This is a genomic window from Pseudomonas sp. B10, assembly GCF_900156235.1.
In the GTDB taxonomy this organism is placed as follows: Bacteria; Pseudomonadota; Gammaproteobacteria; order Pseudomonadales; family Pseudomonadaceae; genus Aquipseudomonas; species Aquipseudomonas siliginis.
This window is the reverse complement of record NZ_LT707063.1, coordinates 2,892,501-2,916,522: the sequence shown is the minus strand read 5'-3', so window position 1 is coordinate 2,916,522 and position 24,022 is coordinate 2,892,501. Positions and strand designations below refer to the sequence as shown.

The following is a 24,022-nucleotide window of genomic DNA, read 5'->3' as shown; positions in this document are numbered from 1 at the left end:
TTTGCGATGCTGAGTCCTTACATGTCGCCCATCGAACGGGTGTGGTTCTACAGCCTGCGGATTCTCTGCGGCCTGATTCTATTGTTTCTGATCCTGCCGGTGCTGGTGATCATTCCGCTGTCGTTCAACTCGGGGAGTTTTCTGGTCTATCCACTGCAGGGCTTCTCGCTGCAGTGGTACCACGACTTCTTCGCCTCGGCGGAATGGATGCGTGCACTGAAGAACAGCATCATCGTCGCCCCGGCGGCGACGGTGCTGGCGATGATCTTCGGCACCCTGGCGGCGATCGGTCTGACCCGTGGCGACTTCCCCGGCAAGTCGCTGGTGATGGCGCTGGTGATTTCGCCGATGGTGGTGCCGGTGGTGATCATTGGCGTGGCGAGTTATCTGTTCTTCGCGCCGCTGGGGCTGGGTAACAGCTTCTTCTCGCTGATCGTCGTGCATGCGGTATTGGGTGTGCCGTTTGTGATCATCACCGTTTCGGCAACGTTGCAGGGTTTCAATCACAATCTGGTGCGTGCTGCTGCGAGTCTCGGTGCTTCACCCCTGACGGCGTTCCGCCGGGTGACCTTGCCGCTGATTGCGCCGGGAGTGATTTCCGGGGCGCTGTTTGCCTTTGCCACTTCTTTCGATGAAGTGGTGGTGACGCTGTTTCTCGCCGGGCCTGAGCAGGCGACATTGCCTCGGCAGATGTTCAGTGGGATTCGCGAAAACCTCAGCCCGACGATTGCCGCTGCGGCGACGTTACTGATTGCTTTCTCGGTGATCTTGCTGCTGACGCTGGAATGGCTGCGCGGACGCAGCGAGAAACTGCGTACTGCGCAAGTCTGACTTCGAAAGCGGTCAAAAATGTGGGAGCGAGCCTGCTCGCGAAGGCGGTGTGTCTGCTCATTTCAGTTGAAAGGGCTGCCGTATTCGCGAGCAGGCTCGCTCCCACAGTTGATCGTGGTCTTCTCGATCTGGTCATTCATAGGGTGAATAGCAGACAACCCCAAATCCCCAGCTAATCTTGTGCCCAGCTCCCACATTTATAAGAGGCTGCGCACCATGAGTCTGTCCCAGTTCAAAATCGCTCACAAACTGATCACCGGCGCCGCAGCCATCGAGCAACTGGCCGCCGAACTCACCCGCCTCGACATCGACAACCCGTTGATCGTCACCGACGCCGCGCTGGTCAAGTCCGGTACTGTCGAGCTGGCGCTGGTGCAACTCGGCGGACGCGAATACGAGATTTTCGACCGTGTACTGCCCGATCCGGAAATCGCCATCGTCGAAGACTGCATGCGTGCCTACCGTGAGGGCGGGCATGACGGTTTGATCGGCCTCGGGGGCGGCAGCGCCATCGATATTGCCAAAAGTGTCGCCGCCTACGCCGGATATCACGGCGCGCTGGCAGATCTGTTCGGCGTCGATCAGGTGCCGCGCAAGGGCCCGCCGCTGATCGCCATTCCGACCACCGCCGGCACCGGCTCTGAAGTTACCAACGTAGCGATCCTCTCGGACAAGGTCGCGCAGTTGAAGAAAGGCATCGTCAGCGACTATCTGTTGCCGGACGTGGCGCTGGTCAGTCCGCAAATGACCCTGACCTGCCCGCGCAGTGTCACCGCCGCCAGTGGTGTCGATGCACTGGTGCACGCCATCGAATCCTACCTGTCGGTGAATGCCTCGCCGATCACCGACTCCCTCGCCATTGGCGCAATCAAGCTGATCGCCAGCGCCTTGCCCAAGGCCTACGCCAACGGTGCCAACCTGCAAGCGCGCGAAGACATGGCCACCGCCAGCCTCATGGCCGGTATGGCGTTCGGTAACGCCGGGGTCGGTGCGGTGCATGCGTTGGCGTATCCGCTGGGCGGGCGCTTCAACATTGCCCACGGTGTCAGCAACGCCTTGCTGCTGCCCTATGTGATGACCTGGAACAAAATGGCCTGTGTCGAACGCATGCAGGATATTGCCGAAGCCATGGGCGTGAAGACTGCGCATCTGAGCGCCAGCGAAGCCGCAGACAAAGCCGTACAGGCCATGACCGACCTGTGCGCAGCGGTGGAAATCCCTGCCGGGCTGCGCAGTTTCGGCGTGCCGGAGGAAGCGATCCCAGCGATGGCCGTCGAGGCCGCCGGCATCGAGCGGCTGATGCGCAACAACCCGCGCAAACTCAGCGCCGGCGACATCGAGAAGATCTACCGCGCGGCTTACTGAGGCGCGATCGCTGAAGGCTCATGGCACAACCCAATCATCGCGGTCCCGGTGCGCGCGTGGAAACTTGAGGTATACAATGCGCGCCATCGTGATTTAGCTCAGCACAGGTGCGTCATGCAGCCCTTCGTAATTGCTCCGTCGATCCTCTCCGCCGACTTCGCCCGCCTCGGCGAAGAAGTGGACAACGTTCTCGCCGCCGGCGCCGACTTCGTCCACTTCGATGTCATGGACAACCACTACGTGCCCAACCTGACGATCGGCCCGATGGTCTGCGCGGCGCTGCGCAAGTACGGCGTCACCGCGCCGATCGACGCGCACCTGATGGTCAGCCCGGTGGACCGCATCGTCGGCGACTTCATCGAAGCCGGCGCGACCTACATCACCTTCCACCCGGAAGCCACGCTGCACGTCGATCGCTCGCTGCAACTGATCCGCGAAGGCGGCTGCAAGTCCGGTCTGGTGTTCAACCCGGCGACTCCGCTGGACGTGCTCAAGTACGTGATCGACAAGGTCGACATGGTCCTGCTGATGAGCGTCAACCCGGGCTTCGGCGGGCAGAAGTTCATTCCCGGCACCCTCGACAAACTGCGTGAAGCGCGGGCGATCATCGACGCCTCGGGCCGCGACATCCGCCTGGAAATCGACGGCGGCGTCAACGTCAACAATATCCGCGAAATTGCCGCTGCTGGTGCTGACACCTTCGTCGCCGGCTCGGCCATTTTCAACGCGCCGAACTATCAGGAAGTCATCGACAAGATGCGTTCCGAACTGGCACTGGCGCGCCCATGAGCGGTTTTGAGCAGTTGTTCCCGGGGCAACTGCCACGGTTGGTGATGTTCGATCTGGATGGCACGCTGATCGATTCGGTTCCCGACCTGGCAGCGGCGGTGGACACCATGCTGCTCTCCCTCGGCCGTCCGCCGGCGGGCATAGAAGCGGTGCGCGAATGGGTCGGCAATGGCGCGCCGGTGCTGGTGCGTCGGGCCTTGGCCGGTAGCATCGATCATTCGGCGGTGGATGACGCCGACGCCGAGCGCGCACTGGAGATTTTCATGGAGGCGTACGGCGCCAGCCATGAGCTGACCGTGGTCTATCCCGGTGTGCGCGACACGCTCAAGTGGCTGCACAAGCAAGGCGTGGCCATGGCGCTGATCACCAACAAGCCCGAGCGCTTCGTCGCGCCGCTGCTCGATCAGATGAAGATCGGCCGCTACTTCAAGTGGATCATCGGCGGCGATACCCTGCCGCAGAAGAAGCCTGACCCGGCGGCGCTGTTTTTCGTGATGAAAATGGCCAATATCCCGGCCTCGCAATCGTTGTTCGTCGGCGACTCGCGCAGCGATGTGCAGGCGGCGAAAGCGGCGGGGGTAAAGTGTGTGGCGCTGAGTTATGGCTACAACCATGGCCGGCCGATTGCCGAGGAATCGCCGGCACTGGTGATCGACGATTTGCGCAAACTAATTCCCGGTTGCCTGGATCTGGCCGGTGGGATAACGTTGCCCGACGCTGTTCAACCCCCTTCTGGAAACGCCATCGTGGTGGTCACCCGCAAACTCTGGATGAAAGTCATCAAGGCCCTGGCCCGCTGGCGTTGGCGCGCCTGACTGATTCTGGCCGGCCGTGCCGGCGCGTTTGCATACCTGACTGATTGCACCTCACACCACGAGGCACCTTATGAATCGCGAAGAATTCCTGCGTCTGGCCGCTGACGGCTATAACCGCATCCCGCTGGCCTGCGAAACCCTGGCCGACTTCGACACGCCGCTGTCGATCTACCTGAAACTGGCCGACCAGCCCAACTCCTACCTGCTCGAATCGGTGCAGGGCGGCGAGAAATGGGGCCGTTATTCGATCATCGGCTTGCCGTGCCGCACCGTGCTGCGCGTACATGACCATCACGTCAGCATCACCGTTGATGGCGTCGAGACCGAAAGCCATGACGTCGAAGACCCGCTGGCCTTCGTTGAAACCTTCAAGGCCCGTTACAACGTGCCGACCATCGCCGGCCTGCCGCGCTTCAACGGTGGACTGGTCGGTTACTTCGGTTACGACTGTGTGCGCTATGTCGAGAAGCGTCTGGGCAAATGCCCGAACCCGGATCCGCTGGGCGTGCCGGACATTCTGCTGATGGTTTCCGACGCCGTTGTGGTGTTCGACAACTTGGCCGGCAAGATGCATGCGATCGTCCTCGCCAACCCTGCCCAGGCCGATGCCTTCGAGCAAGGTCAGGCGCGTTTGCAGGAACTGCTCGAGCAACTGCGTCAGCCGATCACCCCGCGTCGTGGCCTGGATTTCAGCAAACAGCAATCGGCCGATCCGGTGTTTCGTTCCAGTTTCACTCAGGACGATTACGAAAAAGCCGTCGACACCATCAAGGAATACATCCTCGCCGGCGACTGCATGCAGGTGGTGCCGTCGCAGCGCATGTCGATCGACTTCAAGGCTGCGCCGATCGATCTGTACCGCGCACTGCGTTGCTTCAACCCGACGCCGTACATGTACTTCTTCAACTTTGGCGATTTCCACGTCGTCGGCAGTTCGCCGGAAGTGCTGGTGCGCGTCGAAGACAACCTGATCACCGTGCGCCCGATCGCCGGCACGCGCCCACGCGGTGCCACCGAAGAAGCCGATGTGGCGCTGGAGCAGGATCTGCTCTCGGATGACAAGGAGATCGCCGAGCACTTGATGCTGATCGATCTGGGTCGCAACGATACCGGGCGAGTCTCGGAAATCGGCTCGGTGAAACTCACCGAGAAAATGGTCATCGAGCGTTATTCCAATGTGATGCACATCGTCTCCAACGTCACCGGCCAGTTGAAGTCGGGCCTGACCGCGATGGACGCACTACGAGCGATTTTGCCGGCGGGTACGTTGTCGGGCGCGCCGAAGATTCGCGCGATGGAAATCATCGACGAGCTGGAGCCGGTCAAGCGTGGCGTGTACGGCGGTGCGGTCGGTTACTTCGCCTGGAACGGCAACATGGACACCGCCATCGCCATTCGCACGGCGGTGATCAAGAACGGCGAGCTGCACGTGCAGGCCGGCGGCGGCATCGTCGCCGACTCGGTGCCGGCGCTGGAATGGGAAGAAACTCTGAACAAACGCCGCGCGATGTTCCGCGCCGTTGCCCTGGCTGAGCAAACCCCGGACGCCTGAGCCACGCAATTTCCCGTGTGGGAGCGAGCCTGCTCGCGAAGAGGGTGTGTCAGTCACCTTTGATATTGACTGACCCAGCGCTTTCGCGAGCAGGCTCGCTCCCACATTGGGTTTTGTGTTGAGGCATAAAAAAAGCGGCGCCCTATCAGGCGCCGCTTTTTTGCATCTACGACTCAGAAATCCAGCACAACCCCGACATTCACTCCCTGCTGCTTGAAGTCATCATCCTTGCGGAAGGTATAACCGCCACGCAGCGCCAGATCCGCCGTCAGCTTGTGACTGACACCCAGGCTCAGGCGGTTCAGGTGACTTGCCGGTGTGTAGCCTTCAAGGGTGAAGTCATTGGCCGGCAGGGTGTTAAGCGCGATGTTGACCTTCTGCACGTCATCTTCGTACTCACGCTCGTGGGCGTACTCGCCATACACCTGGGTTTGCGCGGTGAAGTTGTACTTGCCCTGGATGCCCAGGCCCAGGCGTTTCGAATCGCGGCTCTGGTCATCGAAGGTCAGCGCGGTGGCGCGGTTGCTCTTTTCCGAGTAACCGTCGACATCGACACTGGCGTAATCAGCGCTGACAAACGGCGACAGATGCCATTGGCTGCCCGGTTGCGCAATGTCATAGCCCAGGCGCGTGCTGAACGCCCACAGGCTGCCGTCGGTATCGCCTTTCTCCGCGCCCTCGCTGGCGCCGAGGTCGAACTTGCGCTTGAGGTTGTCGTAGTCGAGTTTGCCACCGGTCAGCGCCGCGTCGGCCCACCAGCGATTCTGCTGGAACTGGGCGAACGCGGTGGCCATGTAGCTGTTGAGTTTGTAGTCGGAGTCGTTGTGCCCGGCCTCGAGATTCTGCCGGTACAAACCGGCCGCCACGCCCACGCGCCAGGCCTCGTTCAGGCGATAGCTGCCGCCGACGTTGAGGTTGTAACCGCTGCCATCGGCGCTGGCGCCGCTGCTTTGGCTGTCGACATCCAGACGCTGTCCGCCGGCCGAGACAATCGCACGCCATTGGCCGACCGCTTGCCAGTTCTCCCAGTCTGCCTGCCATTGGTTGCGTAATTCATCCTGATGCGCGCGCACGGTGCCGTGGGCCATTTCAGGTAGCAGGCTCAATTCCCATGGCGCAGCCAACAGCGAATAGGCGTAATCGGCGATCAGTTTCTGCCCGGATTCGGTCGGGTGTACGCCATCGTTGTAGATCAGTTTGGTCGGATCCGGCGTGGCGCTGTTGATCCCGTAGCGGGCGTTTTCCGTGCAGCTATTGCCACTGAAGCAGGTCGCGGTGAGGTTCTGATCGGTAGCCAGACCAAAGCGCCCCGGGTCGGCGAAGACTTCCGAGAGCAGCACCGGAATGTTCAGCGGAATGACTTCGGCGTTGATGCCTTGCAGGCGCGTCACCAGCTGACTGTTGAATTGATTGGCAAGGGTGCTGCTGAACGCTTGCAGCGGCGTGCCGTTCAGAGCGGGTGTCAGGCCCACGTCGGGCAGGAGCCAGACCATCACGTATTTGGCGCCGGCGGTCTGCAGGGTCTGCACGCTGTCGGCCAGTCGATCGGCTGCGGCGTTGGCCTGGGGCAGGCTGAGAATGCGGCCCTGGAGGAAGTCGTTGCCGCCACCGGAAATGTAATACAGCGCATTCGGGTCGGCGCGGAAGCCGTTCGACGGCAGGTACCCGGCGCGGGTGCGTTCACCGGTGGCCGATTGTGTAGTGATCGAATCGAGAATCTGGTCGGTGCGATAGCCACCGACTGCCCAGTTGTTGCCGTCGGGCTGGCCGTTTTCCGCGCGCACTGCGGAGATGGAAGAGGCTGTCTGGTCGGGCGAAAAGCCCAGGCGGCCGCCAAGCAGCTGGGTGGAATTCAATGAAAAAACTTCGCCGCTGCCATCCTGATACACCGGCCCGGTACGGTTGGTGTAACGCTCGGTGGAGCCCGCCGGGCCGCCCGTGTCGGCGAAGGTGCCGGCATCGTTGAGGCTGTCACCGAAGACGATGAAACTGGAATAAGGATTGGGCGCTGCATTGGCCTGGGCGCAGGCGAGTGCGAGCAAGCAGCTGGCCAGCGGTACAAACAACGTCTGTCTGATCATGAGCAAGTCCGTTTATTTATTGTTGTAGGTGAACGAAACGACAGTACCAAAAACGTTCGGCATTTTGCCATCGGTCGCGAATCCCTCTGCCGTTTTATAACCCGCAGGCCCCGCCATATTGCACGCTCCGCCCAGCTAAGTTACTGTGCCGGAACGTATGAACGAGACCTTCCCCGTGTTGATCACCAGCAAACTTCTGGATCAAGTCATCAAGGCACACGCCCGCTGGCGTTGGCGCGCCTGAATCTTCTCTGCCGGCTCCGCCGGATCTGTATCGCTTTGCCTTCCTTGTCTGTTTGAAATGCCGCTGTGCTGGCGCCCTGTGCGCGTCCGACATCGCGCAGCGCCCTGCGGGCAAGTCATCTGAAGGCTGTCATCAAGTCAGAATTCAAGAGGTTCGAAACGCCATGTTGCTGATGATCGACAACTACGACTCCTTTACCTACAACGTTGTGCAATACCTCGGCGAGCTGGGTGCCGAGGTCAAAGTGGTGCGCAACGACGAACTGACCATCGCCGAAATCGAAGCGCTGAATCCCGAGCGCATCGTGGTTTCCCCCGGGCCGTGCACGCCCACCGAGGCGGGCGTCTCTATCGATGCGATCAAGCACTTCGCCGGCAAATTGCCGATCCTCGGCGTCTGCCTCGGCCACCAGTCTATCGGCCAGGCCTTCGGCGGTGATGTGGTCCGCGCCCGCCAAGTCATGCACGGTAAGACTAGCCCGGTATTCCACGAGGACAAGGGTGTGTTTGCTGGCCTCAATCATCCGCTCACCGTTACCCGTTATCACTCGCTGATCGTCAAGCACGACAGCCTGCCCGATTGCCTCGAGCTGACCGCATGGACCCAGCACGATGACGGCTCGGTCGACGAGATCATGGGCCTGCGTCACAAGACCCTGAACATCGAGGGCGTACAGTTCCACCCCGAATCGATCCTCACCGAGCAGGGTCATGAACTGTTTGCCAATTTCCTCAAACAAACCGGCGGCACGCGCTAAGGACTTCCCATGAATATCAAGACAGCCCTCAGCCGTATCGTCGAACACCTCGACCTCAGCACCGATGAAATGCGCGATGTGATGCGCGAGATCATGACCGGCCAGTGCACCGAAGCGCAGATCGGCGCGTTCATGATGGCCATGCGCATGAAAAGCGAGAGCATCGACGAAATCGTCGGCGCCGTGTCGGTGATGCGCGAGCTGGCCGATCAGGTCGAGCTGAAAACCCTCGACGGCGTCGTCGATGTGGTTGGCACCGGCGGTGACGGTGCGAATATCTTCAACGTATCGACCGCGTCTTCCTTTGTTGTCGCAGCCGCCGGTTGCACCGTCGCCAAGCACGGCAACCGCGCGGTGTCCGGCAAGAGCGGCAGTGCCGATCTGCTGGAAGCTGCCGGCATTTATCTGAACCTGACCCCGGTACAGGTCGCGCGCTGCATCGACAACGTCGGCATCGGTTTCATGTTCGCCCAGACTCACCACAAAGCGATGAAGTACGCCGCCGGCCCGCGCCGCGAACTCGGCCTGCGCACGCTGTTCAACATGCTCGGCCCGCTTACGAATCCGGCCGGTGTGAAGCATCAGGTGGTCGGCGTGTTCACTCAGGCGCTGTGCCGGCCATTGGCCGAAGTCTTGCAGCGACTGGGCAGCAAACACGTGCTGGTCGTCCATTCGAAGGACGGTCTGGATGAATTCAGCCTCGCCGCGCCGACCTTTGTCGCTGAATTGAAAAACAACGAAATCACTGAGTATTGGGTCGAACCGGAAGACCTCGGCATGAAGAGCCAGAGCCTGCACGGCCTGTCGGTTGAAGGCCCGGAAGCGTCGCTGGCGCTGATCCGTGACGCCCTCGGCAAGCGCAAAACCGAAAACGGCCAGAAAGCTGCCGAGATGATTGTGCTCAATGCCGGTGCGGCGCTGTATGCCGCCGACCTGGCAAGCAGTCTGAAACAAGGTGTGGAGCTGGCGCACGACGCGCTGCACACCGGCCTCGCTCGGGAAAAGCTCGAGGAGCTGGGTGCCTTTACCGCGGTATTCAAAGTGGAGAATGAAGGATGAGTGTACCGACGGTTCTGGAAAACATTCTGGCGCGCAAGGTTGAGGAAGTCGCCGAGCGCAGCGCCCGGGTCAGCCTGAGCGAGCTGGAAAGTCTGGCCAAGGCGGCCGATGCACCCCGTGGTTTTGCCCAGGCATTGCTGGCGCAAGCAAAGAAAAAACAACCGGCGGTGATTGCCGAAATCAAGAAGGCTTCGCCGAGCAAAGGCGTGATCCGCGAAGACTTCGTGCCGGCCGACATCGCCAAGAGCTACGAGAAGGGCGGGGCGACCTGTCTGTCGGTGCTGACCGACATCGATTATTTCCAGGGCGCCGATGCGTATCTGCAACAGGCGCGCGCTGCCTGCAAGCTGCCGGTGATCCGCAAGGATTTCATGATCGATCCGTACCAGATCGTTGAAGCTCGCGCGCTTGGCGCCGATTGCGTGCTGTTGATCGTCTCCGCACTGGACGACGTGAAAATGGCCGAGCTGGCCGCCGTGGCCAAAGGCGTCGGTCTCGACGTGTTGGTGGAAGTGCACGACGGTGACGAACTGGAGCGCGCGTTGAAAACCCTCGACACGCCGCTGGTCGGGGTCAACAACCGCAACCTGCACACATTCGACGTCAGCCTGGAAACCACCCTCGACCTGCTGCCGCGCATCCCGCGCGATCGCCTGGTGATCACCGAGAGCGGCATCCTCAATCGGGCCGACGTCGAGCTGATGGAAATCAGCGATGTGTACTCGTTCCTGGTCGGCGAAGCGTTCATGCGCGCGGAAAATCCGGGCATTGAATTGCAGCGCCTGTTCTTCCCGGAACGCGGCGGTCCAGTAGTAAGCGGTTCGACCCTCGACTGACCGAGTCGACCTCATTCGCGAGCAGGCTCGCTCCCACATTTGGAATGCATTTCCCCCTGTGGGAGCGAGCCTGCTCGCGAAGGGGCCATCGAAACCGCAAAAGATTTCCATGTTGCCGGAGCCTGTTATGTCGCTGCCAACCCCCTTGACCATCGAATCCGGCCTGCAAGCCGAACAGGACTTGCTGGCCTCGGTCTGCGCTGGCGACGCCGAAATCGGCCTGCTGTTCTGGCAACCCACCGATCGCGCGCTTGTCATGCCGCGCCGCCTCAACCGTCTCCCGCAATTCGACCATGCCTGCGAAGTCTCCGCTGCCGCTGGCTGGCCGGTGCTGTTGCGTGAAACGGGCGGTGAGCCCGTCCCGCAATCCGCTGCGACCATCAACATTGCCTTGGTGTATGCCCCGCCTCGCAGCGAAGGCGATCTGAACCGCATCGAAACCGGCTACCGCCGCCTGTGCGATCCGATCTGTCAGTTGCTGGATGAATTGGGTGGCACCTCGTCGGTCGGGGAAATCGACGGCGCATTCTGTGATGGACGTTTCAACGTCAATCTCGACGGTCGCAAGATGGTCGGCACGGCCCAGCGCTGGCGCCAGAGTCAGGGCGGCCAGCGTCCTGTGGGCCTGGTGCACGGTGCGATGCTGATGGATGACGAGCGCGAAGCGATGGTTGCTGCGGTCAATCGCTTCAATGAAGCCTGCGGCCTGGAGCAGCGGGTGAGGGCGCAAAGCCACATCGCCCTGCATGAGAAATTCAAAGCGCCACAGGCGTTGGCGCGTCTCGATGAATTGTTTCGTTTGATGCTGGCGCAGATTTACGTCTAGCGCGTGCCGAAGACCACCATGGTCTTGCCCTTCACGTCGACCAGATTGCGTTCTTCCAGATCCTTGAGCACGCGGCCGACCATTTCTCGCGAACAACCGACAATCCGACCGATTTCCTGACGGGTGACTTTGATCTGCATGCCGTCCGGGTGGGTCATGGCGTCCGGCTGTTTGCACAGCTCCAGCAGGCAGCGGGCGACGCGGCCGGTGACGTCAAAAAATGCCAGGTCGCCGACTTTGCGCGTGGTGTTGCGCAGGCGTTGTGCGATTTGTCCGCTGAGGGCGTAAAGAATGTCTGGATCCTGCTGCGATAACTCGCGGAACTTGGCGTAACTGATTTCTGCGGTTTCACATTCAACCTTGGCACGCACCCAGGCGCTGCGTTCCTGCTCCTGACCAGCCTGCTCGAACAGACCCAGTTCGCCGAAGAAATCCCCGGCGTTGAGGTAAGCGATGATCATCTCGCGACCATCGTCGTCTTCGATGAGGATGGTGACCGAGCCTTTGATGATGAAAAACAGCGTGTCCGAGCGATCCCCGGCGCAGATTATATTGCTCTTGGCCGCATGACGCCGGCGCTGGCAATGCATCAACAGCTTGTCGATGTTCTTGATTTTGGGTGTGGGGGTAATAGCAACCATGGTTGTATCCCGAAAAGACTGCACGGTGATGTTTGAGTTTTTATGAGGCGCTGAAGGCGGTCGCTACAGAGCTGACGAATTGGCGCCAGCGAATTGGCGCCAGCTTACCAGACACTTCGTCGAGAATTCGAGAAATTACCTACAGCCAGAAAGCATCCGTCCTAGGACGTCGTTCCTGTCGGAACAAAGTGCTGTGCTAAGCTGGCGACCCTTTTTTTACAGTGGAGTCTGGGCGATGAAGGCACGCATCCAATGGGCTGGCGAAGCCATGTTCCTCGGCGAATCCGGCAGCGGTCATGTCGTGGTAATGGACGGCCCGCCAGATGCCGGTGGCCGTAACCTCGGGGTTCGCCCGATGGAAATGCTCTTGCTGGGTGTCGGCGGTTGCAGCAACTTCGACGTGGTCAGCATCCTGAAGAAGTCGCGCCAGGCCGTTGAAAGCTGCGAAGCCTTCCTCGACGCCGAGCGTGCGACTGAAGATCCCAAGGTCTTTACCAAGATCCACATGCACTTCGTGGTCAAGGGCCGGGGCCTGAAGGAAGCTCAGGTCAAGCGCGCCATCGAGCTGTCGGCCGAGAAGTATTGCTCGGCGTCGATCATGCTCGGCGCGGCTGGCGTGGCGATTACCCACGACTATGAAATCGTTGAACTCGGCTGAACCGACATTCAACTATCATAAAAGCAGTGCAGACTCTGGCGATCCCCCGCTGACGTCTGCATAATGCGCCACTTTTTTCAGGGCAGTGATCGGTCAGCCGACAGGTCATCCGCCTGAACAGATAACCAAAATCGCCATCGCGAAGAGGTGTTAACCGTCCTACGCAGGTGCGTTGTTCGCACTTGACGGGCATGCTTGATCACGCGGCCGCGCCGCATACATAGAGAGTTTTTAACGGTGAAAAGCAAACTCAAGCTCCACGGGTTCAATAACCTGACAAAGACCTTGAGCTTCAACATCTATGACATCTGCTACGCGGAAACCCCGCAAGACCAGCAGGCTTACGTTGAGTACATCAATCAAGAGTACAACGCGAAACGCCTGACGCAGATTCTCACAGAAGTTGTCGAGATCATTGGTGCCAACATCCTGAACATCGCCAGTCAGGACTATGAACCCCAGGGCGCCAGCGTCACGATTCTGATTTCGGAAGAGCCGGTGACCCCGACTGACAGCCAGATCGAAGAATCGCCGGGCCCGTTGCCCGAAATCATTCTGGCCCACCTCGACAAGAGCCACATCACGGTGCACACCTATCCGGAAATCCATCCGGACGATGGTATTGCGACCTTCCGTGTGGATATCGACGTGTCGACCTGTGGTGTCATTTCACCGCTCAAAGCGCTCAACTTCCTCATTCACCAGTTCGATTCGGACATCGTGACCGTGGATTACCGTGTGCGCGGCTTCACCCGTGACGTTGAAGGCAACAAGCACTTCATCGACCACGAGATCAACTCGATCCAGAACTACCTCTCCGAAGACACCCGCGACGCGTACCAGATGACCGACGTGAACGTGTACCAGGAAAACCTGTTCCACACCAAAATGCTGCTGAAGAACTTCGAACTGGACAACTACCTGTTCGGCGACGCCACCAGCAACCTCTCGCCCGAGCAGCGTGCCCAGGTGACCGACCGTGTGAAACACGAAATGCTGGAAATCTTCTACGCGCGCAATATGCCGACCTAAGATTCCCGGAAACAAAAAAGGCGACCTCCTGGTCGCCTTTTTCATGCCTCACATAAAACCCCTGTGGGAGCGAGCCTGCTCGCGAAGAGGTCATCAGCACCGACACAGATCTCAGATCCGATACGTACTCTTGGTCATCACCTTCGCCAACAAACTCATGCCGAACTTGACCGGCGCCGGAAAACGAAACCCGCCCGCATCCAGGGCACTTTCCGCATGGTGTTCTTCATCGATGCGCATCTGCTCAAGAATCGCCCGGGACTTCTCGTCCTCGGCCGGCAATTGCTCCAGATGTTCGTTCAAGTGTTTGCACACCTGATGCTCGGTCGCCGCAACGAAACCAAGGCTGACCTTGTCGCTGATCAGTCCTGCGACCGCGCCGATACCGAACGACATGCCGTAGAACAGTGGATTCAGCACGCTGGTGTGGCTGCCCAGCTGATGGATGCGCTGTTCACACCAGACCAGATGATCGATCTCTTCTTCAGCCGCGTGCTCCATGGCTGCGCGTACCTGCGGCAACTTTGCGGTCAGCGCTTGTCCCTGATACAGCGCCTGGGCGCAGACTTCGCCGGTATGGTTGATGCGCATCAGACCGGCGACATGGCGAGTGTCTTCATCGCTCATCTGCGTATCCGGCTGCAGAATTGCTGGCGACGGGCGGTACGGCTGGCCACTGAAGGGCAACAGAGTGCGCATCGCGGCATCGGCTTGCAGCAGCAGACGGTCTATGGGCGAGTAGTGACGTTGGGTAGTCATGCTGACCTCCGGGAAGAATCTCGGCGGCCAGTTTAACTGAATCGGCCGGCGAGGGTTTGCGCTGGGTCACTTGCTGCGCGGTCAGGCTTTTTGTGGGAGCGAGCCTGCTCGCGAAAGCGGATTATCGGATACTGAAGTGTTGAATGTATCGGCGCCTTCGCGAGCAGGCTCGCTCCCACAGTTGGTTGTCGCCAATCAGCCCGGTGGCCAGTTCATCTGGCGCTGACCCAGCACGTGCATATGAATGTGATAGACAGTCTGCCCACCAAGTTCATTGCAGTTCATCACTACGCGGAAGCCCTCTTCGCAACCCAGTTCCAGCGCCAGACGCTGCGCGGTGAACAGGATGTGCCCGGCCAGCGCCTTGTCGTCTTCGGTCAGGTCGTTGAGCGTGCGCACCGGTTTTTTCGGGATTACCAGAAAGTGCAGCGGAGCCTGGGGGGCGATGTCATGGAAGGCCAGAACCTGGTCGTCCTCGTAAATGATCTTCGCCGGGATTTCCCGGTTGATGATCTTGGTGAACAGAGTATCCACTGCTGTTTCTCCGTTGAGTTGGGCTGAATCGAGTGTACCGCTTCGAAGTCGTCTTCCTAGCGGGGGCAGTAAGCTTTGTTGATCATGCCGACGATGGTGCGATTGAGCCAGCGCGAACCCAGCCGCGGCAGGAACGCCAGCCAGCGATTGCGTCGTCCCGGAATGATAATGGCGCGGTTTTTATCCAGTGCACGTACGGCATGCAGTGCCACTTCTTCCGGACTCATCAGCGAGTGGCTGCTTTCGATCTTTTCGCTACTCATCTGTGCGGTTCGGAAGAACGGTGTGCGCGTCGGGCCGGGGCACAGCACGGAGACTTTCACGCCGCTTTGTTTGAGCTCCACGCGCAGGGCTTCGGAAAAATGCAGCACATAGGCTTTGCTGGCGTAGTACGTGCTCATCCATGGGCCGGGGCTGTACGCAGCCACCGAGGCGACATTGAGGATCTGCCCGCCACCCAGCAGCGCCATGCTGTTACCCACCGCATGGCAGAGGCGGGTGAGGGCGAGAATGTTGACCTCGATGAGGTCCTGCTCAGTCATCCAGTCCTGCGCGAGGAATGGCCCGCAGGTGCCGATGCCTGCGCAATTGACCAGCAGATCGATCTGCCGGTCGCCTTCTTCCAGCTCCAGCAAAAAGCCTGACAGGCGCAACGGTTCGCCGAGGTCGCAGGCGCGAAACAATACTTCGACATCGAAACGCTGGGTCAGCTCGAAGGCAATACTTTCCAACTGATCACGCTGTCGTGCCACCAGAATCAGGCTGCGGCCGCGCCGGGCCAGTGCTTCGGCCATGGCCAGGCCGATGCCGCTGGAAGCGCCGGTGATCAGAGCGTAACGGGTCATGCAGTTCTCCATCGCAACAGCTCCGCGCCAGCGACGCGGTTGTCGCGGCAGGGAGCGCTGTTCATTCTTGCGCAGAGTCTACAGGGGCCTGCGCCGGTTCGGCTGCCTCGTCGGCGGAAATCACTGGCGGTTCGACGACCTCAACTTCGTCGGTGGTCACCGAGCCGCTGTCATAGCTGCTCTCCAGATTGCTTTCATATTCTTCCTGCACAGCCGAGAAGCCGCCAAGAAGGCCTCCGGCAAAAATCAGTGCGAAGAATACGATCCATAACGAGCACAGCACTTTGACCGCCGTGCTGTTGGGCGGTGGTGGCGGCCCATAGCGGTTGGCGCCGGTATTGCCGGGCACAACCATCATCACCAGCGGAAAAAAACTGCCCACGAACGGCACCAGATTCAACAACCACAGCCAGCCCGACCAGCCGATATCGTGCAGGCGCTGAACGCTGAACAGAATGCTGACGATCATGAAGCCGAGGAACAGGAAGACCGCCAGAATGCCGCCGAGGATCAGGCCGGTAGTCGAGTCGCCGCTGACCAGTCCCAACGCAATTAGAGCAAACACGCCGACGATGGGCAGGGTCACCAGGCTCAAGACCATGGTCCAGGCCAGAAAGCGCAGGCGACCGATCCGGCCTTCGACGCTGAATGGCTTGAGCGTTGCGAATGGCGGCAGAGCTTCACCGACATTGGCGCGCGGAGGGGCGTAAGGCGAGTCCGGTTCCATCACCGCTGCAGGGTTATCGTGGACGTCCGCGAGATTCAGCTCGATGGCGGTTTCCGCTTCGATCCGCGCATCGATCCCGGTTTTGTTCAACGCCTGCAGATACGTCTGCGCATCGCTGTGAGACAAATCACGTTTGAGAGCGACGGTGCGGCCATTGAACAGGCGCTCGATGGCGGCCACATCGCTTTTGAACAGATCCGCCAGATTCAGTTTGGCGGTGGTGAGGTCGACGCCGGGCTGCAGCGCGCCGTCGAAGACGATCTTGTAACGGGTGTCGCTCATGGCCGAGGCATCCTTGTCGCGATTCATTTGGCAGCCAGTCTGATCAGGACTGGCCAGATATGTTTTTCAGCGCGGCCAGCGTTGCGGCAGCTGTGCAGCGCACGTTTGGGCTTGACGATATTCAGCGTCGAGCCGCGCGATCAACTGATCCACGCTTGGCAGATCACCAATCTGGCCAACACCCTGACCCGCCGACCACACGGTCTTCCAGGCTTTGGCTTCATCGTTGATCGGCTTGAGCTTGTCGCCGAAATTGACCTCGCCCTTGCCTTGCAGTGCCGCCATGTCGAAACCGGCCGCCTCCAGGCTCTGGCGCATGAAACTGGCCGGCACTCCCGACACCGCTGGAGTATGAATGATGTCGGCAGCTTTGGCTGTCAGCAGCATTTCTTTATAAGCGTCAGGCGCGTGACTTTCGGTGGTGCCGATAAATCGCGTACCGAAGTAGGCCAAATCCGCGCCGAGCAGTTGCGCGGCGAGAATCTCATGGCCGTGGTTCAAACATCCTGCAAGCAACAGCGTCTTGTCGAAAAATTCACGGATCTCGGCAATCAGCGCAAACGGGCTCCAGGTGCCGGCATGCCCGCCAGCACCGGCCGCAACGGCAATGAGCCCGTCGACACCGGCTTCAGCGGCTTTCTCGGCATGGCGCCGCGTGGTCACGTCGTGAAACACCAGACCGCCATAGCTGTGCACTGCGTCGACCAGTTCCTTCACCGCGCCGAGGCTGGTGATAACGATCGGCACCTTATGCTCCACGCAGATGTCCAGATCCGCCTGCAGGCGCGGGTTGCTGTGGTGAACAATCAGGTTCACCGCATAAGGGGCCGGATTATCCAGCGCCGCCAGGCCCGCTTCGATCTGTTCCAGCCAGGCCTTGAACCCACTGCTTTCGCGTTGGTTCAGCGCCGGAAAGCTGCCGACCACGCCGTTGCGGCAGCAGGCGAGCACCAGTTCCGGATTGGAGATCAGGAACATCGGCGCTGCTACTACGGGCAGACGCAGACGTTGTTCGAGCAGAGCGGGCAGCGACATTGAGAACACCCCGAGGATCTGTATTGGTTGAAGTTAGAACGGCTTGACCACGACCAGAATTACGATAGCCAGCAATATCAGAACCGGCACTTCATTGAACCAGCGATAAAAGACATGGCTGCGGGTGTTTTCGCCACGGGCAAAGCGTTTTACCTGCGCGCCGCACATGTGGTGGTAGCCGATCAGCAATACGACCAGAGTCAGTTTTGCGTGAATCCAGCCGCCCTGGCTGAAGATTGATGGATTAAGGTAGATCAGCCAGCCACCGAAGATCAGCGTGGCGATCATCGCAGGGCCCATGATGCCGCGATACAGCTTGCGCTCCATGACGCTGAAGCGTTCCTGGCTGATCGTGTCGGTGCTTTGCGCGTGGTAAACGAACAGGCGCGGCAAGTAAAACAGCCCGGCAAACCAGCAGACGACGCTGACAATGTGAAACGCTTTGAGCCATAGATAGAGCATTTTTGGTTATTCCCTCATTCACGGTAGCCAGATAGTAGAGGCTTGAGCGTCCGCGCGTCACCTTGGCGGTTGTCGCAGGCGCGCGCGGCCCCTATTATCGACGGCTTTCCAGTGGGTTCGTTGAGGGCAGGTTTATGGTCAAGGTCGGTATCGTCGGCGGCACGGGTTACACCGGTGTCGAACTGCTGCGTCTGTTGGCACAGCATCCGCAGGCAGAAGTGGTGGTCATCACTTCCCGATCCGAGGCCGGTCTGGCCGTGGCTGACATGTACCCGAACCTGCGCGGTCACTATGACGGGCTGGCGTTCAGCGTGCCGGACGTGAAAACCCTTGGCGCCTGCGATGTGGTGTTTTTCGCCACGCCGCACGGTGTGGCTCACGCCTTGGCAGGCGAGCTGCTGGCGGCGGGCACCAAGGTCATCGACCTGTCCGCCGACTTCCGTCTGCAAGACGCTGATGAATGGGCCAAGTGGTATGGCCAGCCACACGGCGCACCGGAATTGCTGGACGAAGCGGTCTATGGTCTGCCGGAAGTCAATCGCGAGCAGATCAAGAAAGCGCGCCTGATCGCGGTGCCGGGTTGCTATCCGACCGCAACGCAATTGGGTTTCCTGCCGTTGCTGGAAGCAGGTCTGGCCGACGCATCGCGTTTGATCGCCGACTGCAAATCCGGTGTCAGTGGTGCCGGGCGTGGTGCGGCTGTTGGTTCTTTGTACTCCGAGACGTCGGAAAGCATGAAGGCCTATGCGGTAAAAGGTCATCGTCATCTGCCGGAAATTCGCCAGGGCCTGCGTCGCGCGGCGGGCAAGGATGTCGGCCTGACCTTCGTCCCGCACCTGACGCCGATGATTCGCGGTATCCATTCGACGCTCTACGCGACTGTGGTCGATCGCTCGGTGGATCTGCAGGCACTGTTCGAAAAGCGCTATGCCAACGAACCGTTCGTCGATGTGATGCCAGCCGGCAGCCATCCGGAAACCCGTAGCGTGCGTGGCGCCAACGTGTGCCGCATCGCCGTGCATCGTCCACAGGATGGCGATCTGGTGGTCGTACTCTCGGTGATCGACAATCTGGTCAAGGGCGCCTCGGGCCAGGCGGTGCAGAACATGAACATTCTGTTCGGACTGGACGAGCGCTTCGGCCTGTCACACGCCGGCATGCTGCCTTAAAAGCAGCTACGAGCTTCAAGCCACAAGCTACAAGAGATCAGAGGCAGGCTTGAAGCTCACCGCTTGAAGCTTGCCGCTGCTCCTCTAATAGTTGACCAATTTTCTAGGACAAGCGGATAATGCGCGTCATCACGCATTATGGCGGCGTAACGCCGGGAGATAGTCAGCATGAGCGTCGAATCCTTCACCCCCACGGCTTTGCAATTCACTCAAGGTGCTGCGCACAAGGTGAAGAGCCTGGTCGATGAAGAGGGGAATGATCGCTTGAAGCTGCGCGTATTTGTTACGGGCGGCGGTTGTTCAGGGTTTCAATACGGTTTCACCTTCGATGAAGACGTGGCCGATGACGACACCATCGTCGAGCGCGAAGGCGTGAGCCTGGTGGTCGATCCGATGAGCTTCCAGTACCTGGCCGGTGCCGAGGTGGATTATCAGGAAGGTCTGGAAGGTTCGCGCTTCGTGATCAAGAACCCGAACGCGACAACGACTTGTGGTTGCGGGTCGTCGTTCTCGATCTGATCGCGCTTTACAGCACACAACAAAACGCCGCAGAGCCTTTCGGTTCTGCGGCGTTTTTGTTTCTGAAGGTTATGCCGGGTAGATGGCGCCGAGTACGCGCAGGCCGCGAGCGCCGGTGACGCTTGGCCGATTGGCGGCGATGCCTTCCAGGCAGCAATGGGCGAGCCAGGCGAAGGCCATGGCTTCCACCCAATCCGGATCAACCCCGTGAGTTGCGGTGCTGGCCACTTGGGTATTTGGCAGCAGGTCCGCCAGACGTTTCATCAGCGTGGCGTTGTGCGCGCCGCCGCCACAGACCAGCAGTTCCTGAGTACCCGATTGAGCGTTTTGTAGCGACTCGACGATGGTCAGCGCCGTAAGTTCGAGCAGGGTGGCCTGAACGTCTTCGGCAGCGAAAGTCGGCAGACGCGATAGATGCTGTTCCAGCCATGGCAGATTGAAGACTTCCCGGCCCGTACTTTTCGGGCCTTTGGTCACGAAGAACGGGTCGCTGAGCAGCGCCTTGAGCAGGGCTGGTTCAACCTTGCCGGTCGCAGCCCATTTGCCGTCCCGGTCATAGTTTTCGCCACGTTGCCGGTGAATCCAGGCGTCCATCAGAACATTCCCCGGGCCGCAGTCGAAACCGGCTACAGGTTTGTTCGGCTCAATCAGGCTGAGATTGCTGAATCCGCCGACATTCAAGACGGCCTGGTTACCGCTACGCTCTTCAAACAACGCTTCATGAAAGGCTGGTACCAGAGGCGCACCTTGGCCACCCGCTGCGACATCGCGACTGCGGAAATCGCTGACGACGGTAATACCGGTCAACTCAGTCAGCAGGGCTGGATTACCGATCTGCACGGTAAACCCGCGCGCCGGCTCATGGCGAATGGTCTGACCGTGGCTACCGATGGCACGGATGGCATCGGGCTTGAGTTGTTGTTGCGCGAGGAGGCTGTGAATGCCCGACGCGGCAAGTTCGACCCAGTGTTGCTGGGCAATCGCCGAGCGGGCGATCTCGTCGGGGCCGCTGGCGCACAAGCCAAGCAGCTCGGCGCGCAGGGAGTCAGGCATTGGCAGGTAGTGGGTGGCGATCAGTTTGATCGCCGAGGTCTGCTCGATCAGGGCGATGTCCAGCCCGTCGAGACTGGTTCCGGACATCACACCGATATACAGGGCCATGGCTTAGCGCTTGCTCGAAGCCAGCATGGTGGCCTTCTCTTGATCCATGCGCGCCATCAACGGCTGGCTCTGCGCGAGGAAGCGCGCGCGTTCGGACTTGGCGATCGGATCGGCCATCGGCAGCTTCTGGCCTAGCGGATCGACGTGAACGCCGTTGACCTGGAACTCATAGTGCAAATGCGGGCCGGTGGAAAGGCCAGTTGTACCGATATAGCCAATGACTTGACCTTGCTTGACGCTGCCACCGGTTTTCACGCCTTTGGCAAAGCCCTGCATATGGCCATAGAGCGTACGGTAAGTGTTGCCATGCTGAATGATCACAGTGTTGCCGTAGCCACCGCGACGGCCGGCCAGCAGGACTTTGCCGTCACCGGCAGCCTTGATCGGCGTGCCTCGCGGCGCTGCGTAGTCGACACCTTTGTGGGCGCGGATCTTGTTGAGGATCGGGTGCTTGCGGCCCATGGAGAACTTCGAGCTGATGCGGGCGAAGTCAACCGGCGTACGGATGAAGGCCTTGCGCATGCTGTTGCCATCGGCTGTGTAATAGCTGCTGTTGCCTTGTTTGTTGGTGTAGCGAACAGCGGTGTAAGTCTTCCCGCGGTTGGTGAAGCGCGCCGACAGGATCGGGCCGGTGCCGACAGCCTTGCCGTTGATGACTTTCTGCTCGTAAATCACATCGAATTCATCACCCTGACGAATGTCCTGCGCGAAATCGATGTCGTAGCCAAAGACACTGGCCATATCCATGGTCATGCTGTGAGAAAGGCCGGCGCGGGCTGCGGACTGCGACAGTGAGCTGTTGATGACACCGTGGACGTAGGCAGTGCGAACAGTTGGTTTGGCAGTCACTCGGTTGAACGAATAACCCTTGTCATTCTTGGTCAGGGTGATGGTTTCAACGTCGCTGACCTTGCTGTGCAGGCTGGTCAGTTGGCCTTCCGGGCTGAGTTCGAATTCGAGTTTCTGACCGCGCTTGAGTTGGCTGAACTGCTTGGCTTGCTTGTCGCTTGCCAGTACTTCGTGCACGGAGGCTGCAGGCAGACCAACCTTTTCAAACAGGGTAGACAGCGTATCGCCTTTGGAAACCACGACCTCACGGTGCCCAGGCTCTTTTGGTTTCTCAGCAGGGGCTACAGGTGCCGGCGCGGTCTCAGCGGTTTGCGCGGCGTTTTCGTCGCTGCTTTCGATTTGTGCGAACGGCGAAGCTACGGGCTCGTTTGTGGCTTGAGCCGCATCAGCAGCGTCTTGATCTTGTGTCAGTTGTTCAGCAGGACTTTCCAGTTCAAGACTCAGAGTCGTCTTTTTGGCTTCAACATCGCTGGAGGGAAATACCAGCAGCGCCAGGCTGAGAAGGGCGGCGATTCCACTTGCGGCGAGCAGGTGGGTCTTCGGGTAAAGCGGGGGCGCTTTAGACGGTTCTGTGGTCATAGGTAATTTTTGACTTTGAAATAGATGAATTGGAAAAGATGAATGACATGATGAAGATGAAATAACTGTATAAAATATAACCAAATCATCGCTGAAGCAAGTCTACAGACCTCGGGTCTGTGGATTGGTGTCCGTGCGCCGGGCAAAACTTGTAATTGGTGCGCGTTCTTGTATGGTTGGTTCCCTTTGAATCTGAGCCTTGCGGGTCTGTTATGAAGTCGGTTGAAGAGCAGCTAGCGCTGATTAAACGTGGTGCGGAAGAACTGTTGGTCGAGTCCGAGCTGGTCGAGAAGCTCAAGCGCGGCCAACCGCTGCGTATCAAGGCTGGTTTCGATCCAACCGCTCCGGATCTGCATCTGGGTCATACGGTGCTTATTAATAAGCTGCGCCAGTTCCAGGAGCTGGGGCACCAGGTCATCTTCCTTATAGGTGACTTCACCGGGATGATCGGTGATCCGAGTGGCAAGAGCGCCACGCGTCCGCCACTGACGCGTGAGCAGGTTCTAGAAAATGCTGAGACCTACAAGACTCAGGTTTTCAAAATCCTTGATCCGGCGAAAACCGAAGTTGCCTTCAACTCCACCTGGATGGACAAGATGGGGCCGGCGGATTTCATTCGTCTGACCTCGCAATACACCGTCGCTCGCATGCTCGAGCGCGATGACTTCGACAAGCGCTACACCACCAACCAGCCAATCGCTATTCACGAATTCCTCTATCCGCTGGTTCAGGGTTATGACTCGGTCGCGCTGCGCGCCGATGTCGAGCTGGGCGGCACCGATCAGAAGTTCAACCTGCTGATGGGTCGCGAGTTGCAGCGTGGTTATGGCCAGGAAGCCCAGTGCATTCTGACCATGCCATTGCTGGAAGGTCTGGATGGCGTGAAGAAGATGTCCAAGTCGCTGGGCAACTATGTCGGTATCCAGGAAGCGCCAGGCGTCATGTACAGCAAGCTGGTTTCCATCCCGGATGCGCTGATGTGGCGTTACTTCGAGTTGCTCAGCTTCCGTTCTATGGATGAAATCAACGCATTCCGGGCTGACGTCGAAGCTGGGGCGAATCCGCGTGACATCAAAATCAAACTCGCTGAAGAGATCGTTGCGCGTTTCCATGGTGAAGATGCTGCAGCGAACGCTCACCGAGGCGCTGGCAACCGCATGAAGGATGGCGAGCTTCCTGATGACTTGCCTGAGATCGAACTGTCTTCGGTTGAGGATATGCCAATCGCTGCCGTCCTTAATAAGGCAGGCTTGGTGAAGAACTCGGCAGCGGCGCGTGATCTGTTGGCGGCGGGCGGAGTCCGGGTCGATGGTGAAGTGGTTGATCGCTCCTTTATATATGCACTGGGCGCGACTCATGTTTGCCAGGCCGGCAAGAAGGCTTTTGCACGAATTACGCTGGAATCTGAATAAAGTTGAAATTGGGGGTTGACGGCGAATTCTAGAGGTCTATAATTCGCCCCACTTCCGGCGCAGTCGAAACGGAAAACTCCTTGAGATTCAAAGAGTTACGCAGTTTTCGACGGCGGCTTGCTTCAGATCATCGAGGCCTGGAAGGAGTTGAAAGAGCAGTGATGTTTGGCTCTTTTAACGGTTCGATCTTCTCGGTCGAAAGC

At 59.5% G+C, this 24,022-nt stretch carries 24 protein-coding genes; 14 read left to right on the top strand and 10 right to left on the bottom strand.

Annotated elements, in window-relative coordinates; genetic code table 11:
• Nucleotides 1–6: 6 nt before the first annotated feature.
• The 5 genes from BXA01_RS13270 (at nucleotide 7) to trpE (ending at nucleotide 5,352) form a co-directional block, all read left to right on the top strand.
• Nucleotides 7–831 carry an ABC transporter permease gene (locus BXA01_RS13270; protein WP_016772909.1) on the top strand — a complete coding sequence of 275 codons (825 nt, stop codon included), beginning with the start codon at nucleotides 7–9 and terminating at the stop codon, nucleotides 829–831.
• Between the two features lie 216 nt (nucleotides 832–1,047).
• Nucleotides 1,048–2,196: an iron-containing alcohol dehydrogenase gene (locus BXA01_RS13265; RefSeq protein ID WP_076564336.1), complete on the top strand. Its 1,149-nt coding sequence runs from the start codon at nucleotides 1,048–1,050 to the stop codon at nucleotides 2,194–2,196.
• Between the two features lie 114 nt (nucleotides 2,197–2,310).
• On the top strand, nucleotides 2,311–2,985 hold the full coding sequence (rpe, locus tag BXA01_RS13260) for a ribulose-phosphate 3-epimerase (RefSeq protein WP_007918813.1): 675 nt from the start codon (nucleotides 2,311–2,313) through the stop codon (nucleotides 2,983–2,985).
• Nucleotides 2,982–3,800, top strand: a complete 819-nt coding sequence (locus BXA01_RS13255; protein WP_024014534.1) for a phosphoglycolate phosphatase — start codon at nucleotides 2,982–2,984, stop codon at nucleotides 3,798–3,800. The genes rpe and BXA01_RS13255 overlap by 4 nt, the downstream gene beginning before the upstream one ends.
• Before the next feature lie 70 nt (nucleotides 3,801–3,870).
• Nucleotides 3,871–5,352, top strand: coding sequence for an anthranilate synthase component I (trpE, locus tag BXA01_RS13250; RefSeq protein WP_076564335.1), 1,482 nt, complete (start codon nucleotides 3,871–3,873; stop codon nucleotides 5,350–5,352).
• 173 nt (nucleotides 5,353–5,525) lie between these two features.
• Here trpE and estP read toward each other — a convergent pair whose 3' ends face one another.
• Nucleotides 5,526–7,433 (bottom strand): esterase EstP, encoded by a 1,908-nt coding sequence (gene estP, locus BXA01_RS13245; RefSeq protein WP_076564334.1) that lies wholly within the window; start codon nucleotides 7,431–7,433, stop codon nucleotides 5,526–5,528.
• Between the two features lie 407 nt (nucleotides 7,434–7,840).
• Between estP and BXA01_RS13240 the strand changes: the two genes are divergently transcribed.
• The 4 genes from BXA01_RS13240 (at nucleotide 7,841) to BXA01_RS13225 (ending at nucleotide 11,155) form a co-directional block, all read left to right on the top strand.
• Nucleotides 7,841–8,434: an aminodeoxychorismate/anthranilate synthase component II gene (locus BXA01_RS13240; protein WP_041476683.1), complete on the top strand. Its 594-nt coding sequence runs from the start codon at nucleotides 7,841–7,843 to the stop codon at nucleotides 8,432–8,434.
• 9 nt (nucleotides 8,435–8,443) lie between these two features.
• Nucleotides 8,444–9,493: an anthranilate phosphoribosyltransferase gene (gene trpD, locus BXA01_RS13235; protein ID WP_041476682.1), complete on the top strand. Its 1,050-nt coding sequence runs from the start codon at nucleotides 8,444–8,446 to the stop codon at nucleotides 9,491–9,493.
• On the top strand, nucleotides 9,490–10,329 hold the full coding sequence (gene trpC, locus BXA01_RS13230; RefSeq protein WP_073476588.1) for an indole-3-glycerol phosphate synthase TrpC: 840 nt from the start codon (nucleotides 9,490–9,492) through the stop codon (nucleotides 10,327–10,329). Before trpD ends, trpC begins: the two co-directional genes overlap by 4 nt.
• Before the next feature lie 127 nt (nucleotides 10,330–10,456).
• Nucleotides 10,457–11,155, top strand: coding sequence for a lipoate--protein ligase family protein (locus BXA01_RS13225; RefSeq protein ID WP_076564333.1), 699 nt, complete (start codon nucleotides 10,457–10,459; stop codon nucleotides 11,153–11,155).
• Here the strand turns inward: BXA01_RS13225 and crp are convergent.
• The gene (crp, locus tag BXA01_RS13220; RefSeq protein WP_041476679.1) at nucleotides 11,152–11,796 is read right to left on the bottom strand and encodes a cAMP-activated global transcriptional regulator CRP; all 645 of its coding nucleotides are present in this window, start codon (nucleotides 11,794–11,796) and stop codon (nucleotides 11,152–11,154) included. The genes BXA01_RS13225 and crp overlap by 4 nt on opposite strands.
• 235 nt (nucleotides 11,797–12,031) lie before the next feature.
• Here crp and BXA01_RS13215 point away from each other — a divergent pair, with 235 nt between their 5' ends.
• On the top strand, nucleotides 12,032–12,454 hold the full coding sequence (locus BXA01_RS13215) for an OsmC family protein (RefSeq protein ID WP_016772921.1): 423 nt from the start codon (nucleotides 12,032–12,034) through the stop codon (nucleotides 12,452–12,454).
• 237 nt (nucleotides 12,455–12,691) lie between these two features.
• Entirely contained in the window at nucleotides 12,692–13,486 is a 795-nt protein-coding gene (gene speD / locus BXA01_RS13210; protein ID WP_024014530.1) for an adenosylmethionine decarboxylase, read from the top strand.
• Nucleotides 13,487–13,597: 111 nt separating this feature from the next.
• Here the strand turns inward: speD and coq7 are convergent, their stop codons facing one another.
• The 6 genes from coq7 to hemJ all read right to left on the bottom strand — a co-directional run bounded on the left by coq7 (nucleotide 13,598) and on the right by hemJ (nucleotide 18,130).
• Nucleotides 13,598–14,245 carry a 2-polyprenyl-3-methyl-6-methoxy-1,4-benzoquinone monooxygenase gene (gene coq7 / locus BXA01_RS13205; RefSeq protein ID WP_041476678.1) on the bottom strand — a complete coding sequence of 216 codons (648 nt, stop codon included), beginning with the start codon at nucleotides 14,243–14,245 and terminating at the stop codon, nucleotides 13,598–13,600.
• A gap of 195 nt (nucleotides 14,246–14,440) precedes the next feature.
• Complete coding sequence (locus tag BXA01_RS13200) at nucleotides 14,441–14,779, bottom strand: histidine triad nucleotide-binding protein (protein WP_076564332.1); 339 nt, start codon at nucleotides 14,777–14,779, stop codon at nucleotides 14,441–14,443.
• Between the two features lie 56 nt (nucleotides 14,780–14,835).
• A complete protein-coding gene (locus BXA01_RS13195) occupies nucleotides 14,836–15,624 on the bottom strand; it encodes an SDR family NAD(P)-dependent oxidoreductase (RefSeq protein WP_076564331.1) in 789 nt (262 codons plus the stop codon).
• A gap of 61 nt (nucleotides 15,625–15,685) precedes the next feature.
• A complete protein-coding gene (locus BXA01_RS13190; RefSeq protein WP_076567726.1) occupies nucleotides 15,686–16,633 on the bottom strand; it encodes a DUF805 domain-containing protein in 948 nt (315 codons plus the stop codon).
• Nucleotides 16,634–16,699: 66 nt separating this feature from the next.
• Nucleotides 16,700–17,668, bottom strand: a complete 969-nt coding sequence (locus BXA01_RS13185) for an NAD(P)H-dependent flavin oxidoreductase (RefSeq protein WP_076564330.1) — start codon at nucleotides 17,666–17,668, stop codon at nucleotides 16,700–16,702.
• Between the two features lie 33 nt (nucleotides 17,669–17,701).
• Nucleotides 17,702–18,130, bottom strand: a complete 429-nt coding sequence (gene hemJ, locus BXA01_RS13180) for a protoporphyrinogen oxidase HemJ (RefSeq protein ID WP_071173754.1) — start codon at nucleotides 18,128–18,130, stop codon at nucleotides 17,702–17,704.
• Between the two features lie 134 nt (nucleotides 18,131–18,264).
• Here hemJ and argC point away from each other — a divergent pair, with 134 nt between their 5' ends.
• The gene (gene argC / locus BXA01_RS13175; RefSeq protein WP_042610443.1) at nucleotides 18,265–19,299 is read left to right on the top strand and encodes an N-acetyl-gamma-glutamyl-phosphate reductase; all 1,035 of its coding nucleotides are present in this window, start codon (nucleotides 18,265–18,267) and stop codon (nucleotides 19,297–19,299) included.
• A gap of 168 nt (nucleotides 19,300–19,467) precedes the next feature.
• Nucleotides 19,468–19,818 (top strand): iron-sulfur cluster insertion protein ErpA, encoded by a 351-nt coding sequence (gene erpA / locus BXA01_RS13170; protein ID WP_007918905.1) that lies wholly within the window; start codon nucleotides 19,468–19,470, stop codon nucleotides 19,816–19,818.
• Nucleotides 19,819–19,887: 69 nt separating this feature from the next.
• Here erpA and BXA01_RS13165 read toward each other — a convergent pair whose 3' ends face one another.
• Nucleotides 19,888–20,979, bottom strand: a complete 1,092-nt coding sequence (locus BXA01_RS13165) for an anhydro-N-acetylmuramic acid kinase (protein ID WP_076564329.1) — start codon at nucleotides 20,977–20,979, stop codon at nucleotides 19,888–19,890.
• Nucleotides 20,980–20,982: 3 nt separating this feature from the next.
• A complete protein-coding gene (locus BXA01_RS13160) occupies nucleotides 20,983–22,407 on the bottom strand; it encodes a peptidoglycan DD-metalloendopeptidase family protein (RefSeq protein ID WP_076564328.1) in 1,425 nt (474 codons plus the stop codon).
• Between the two features lie 212 nt (nucleotides 22,408–22,619).
• Here BXA01_RS13160 and tyrS point away from each other — a divergent pair, with 212 nt between their 5' ends.
• Nucleotides 22,620–23,819 (top strand): tyrosine--tRNA ligase, encoded by a 1,200-nt coding sequence (gene tyrS, locus BXA01_RS13155; RefSeq protein ID WP_076564327.1) that lies wholly within the window; start codon nucleotides 22,620–22,622, stop codon nucleotides 23,817–23,819.
• Nucleotides 23,820–24,022 lie beyond the last annotated feature (203 nt).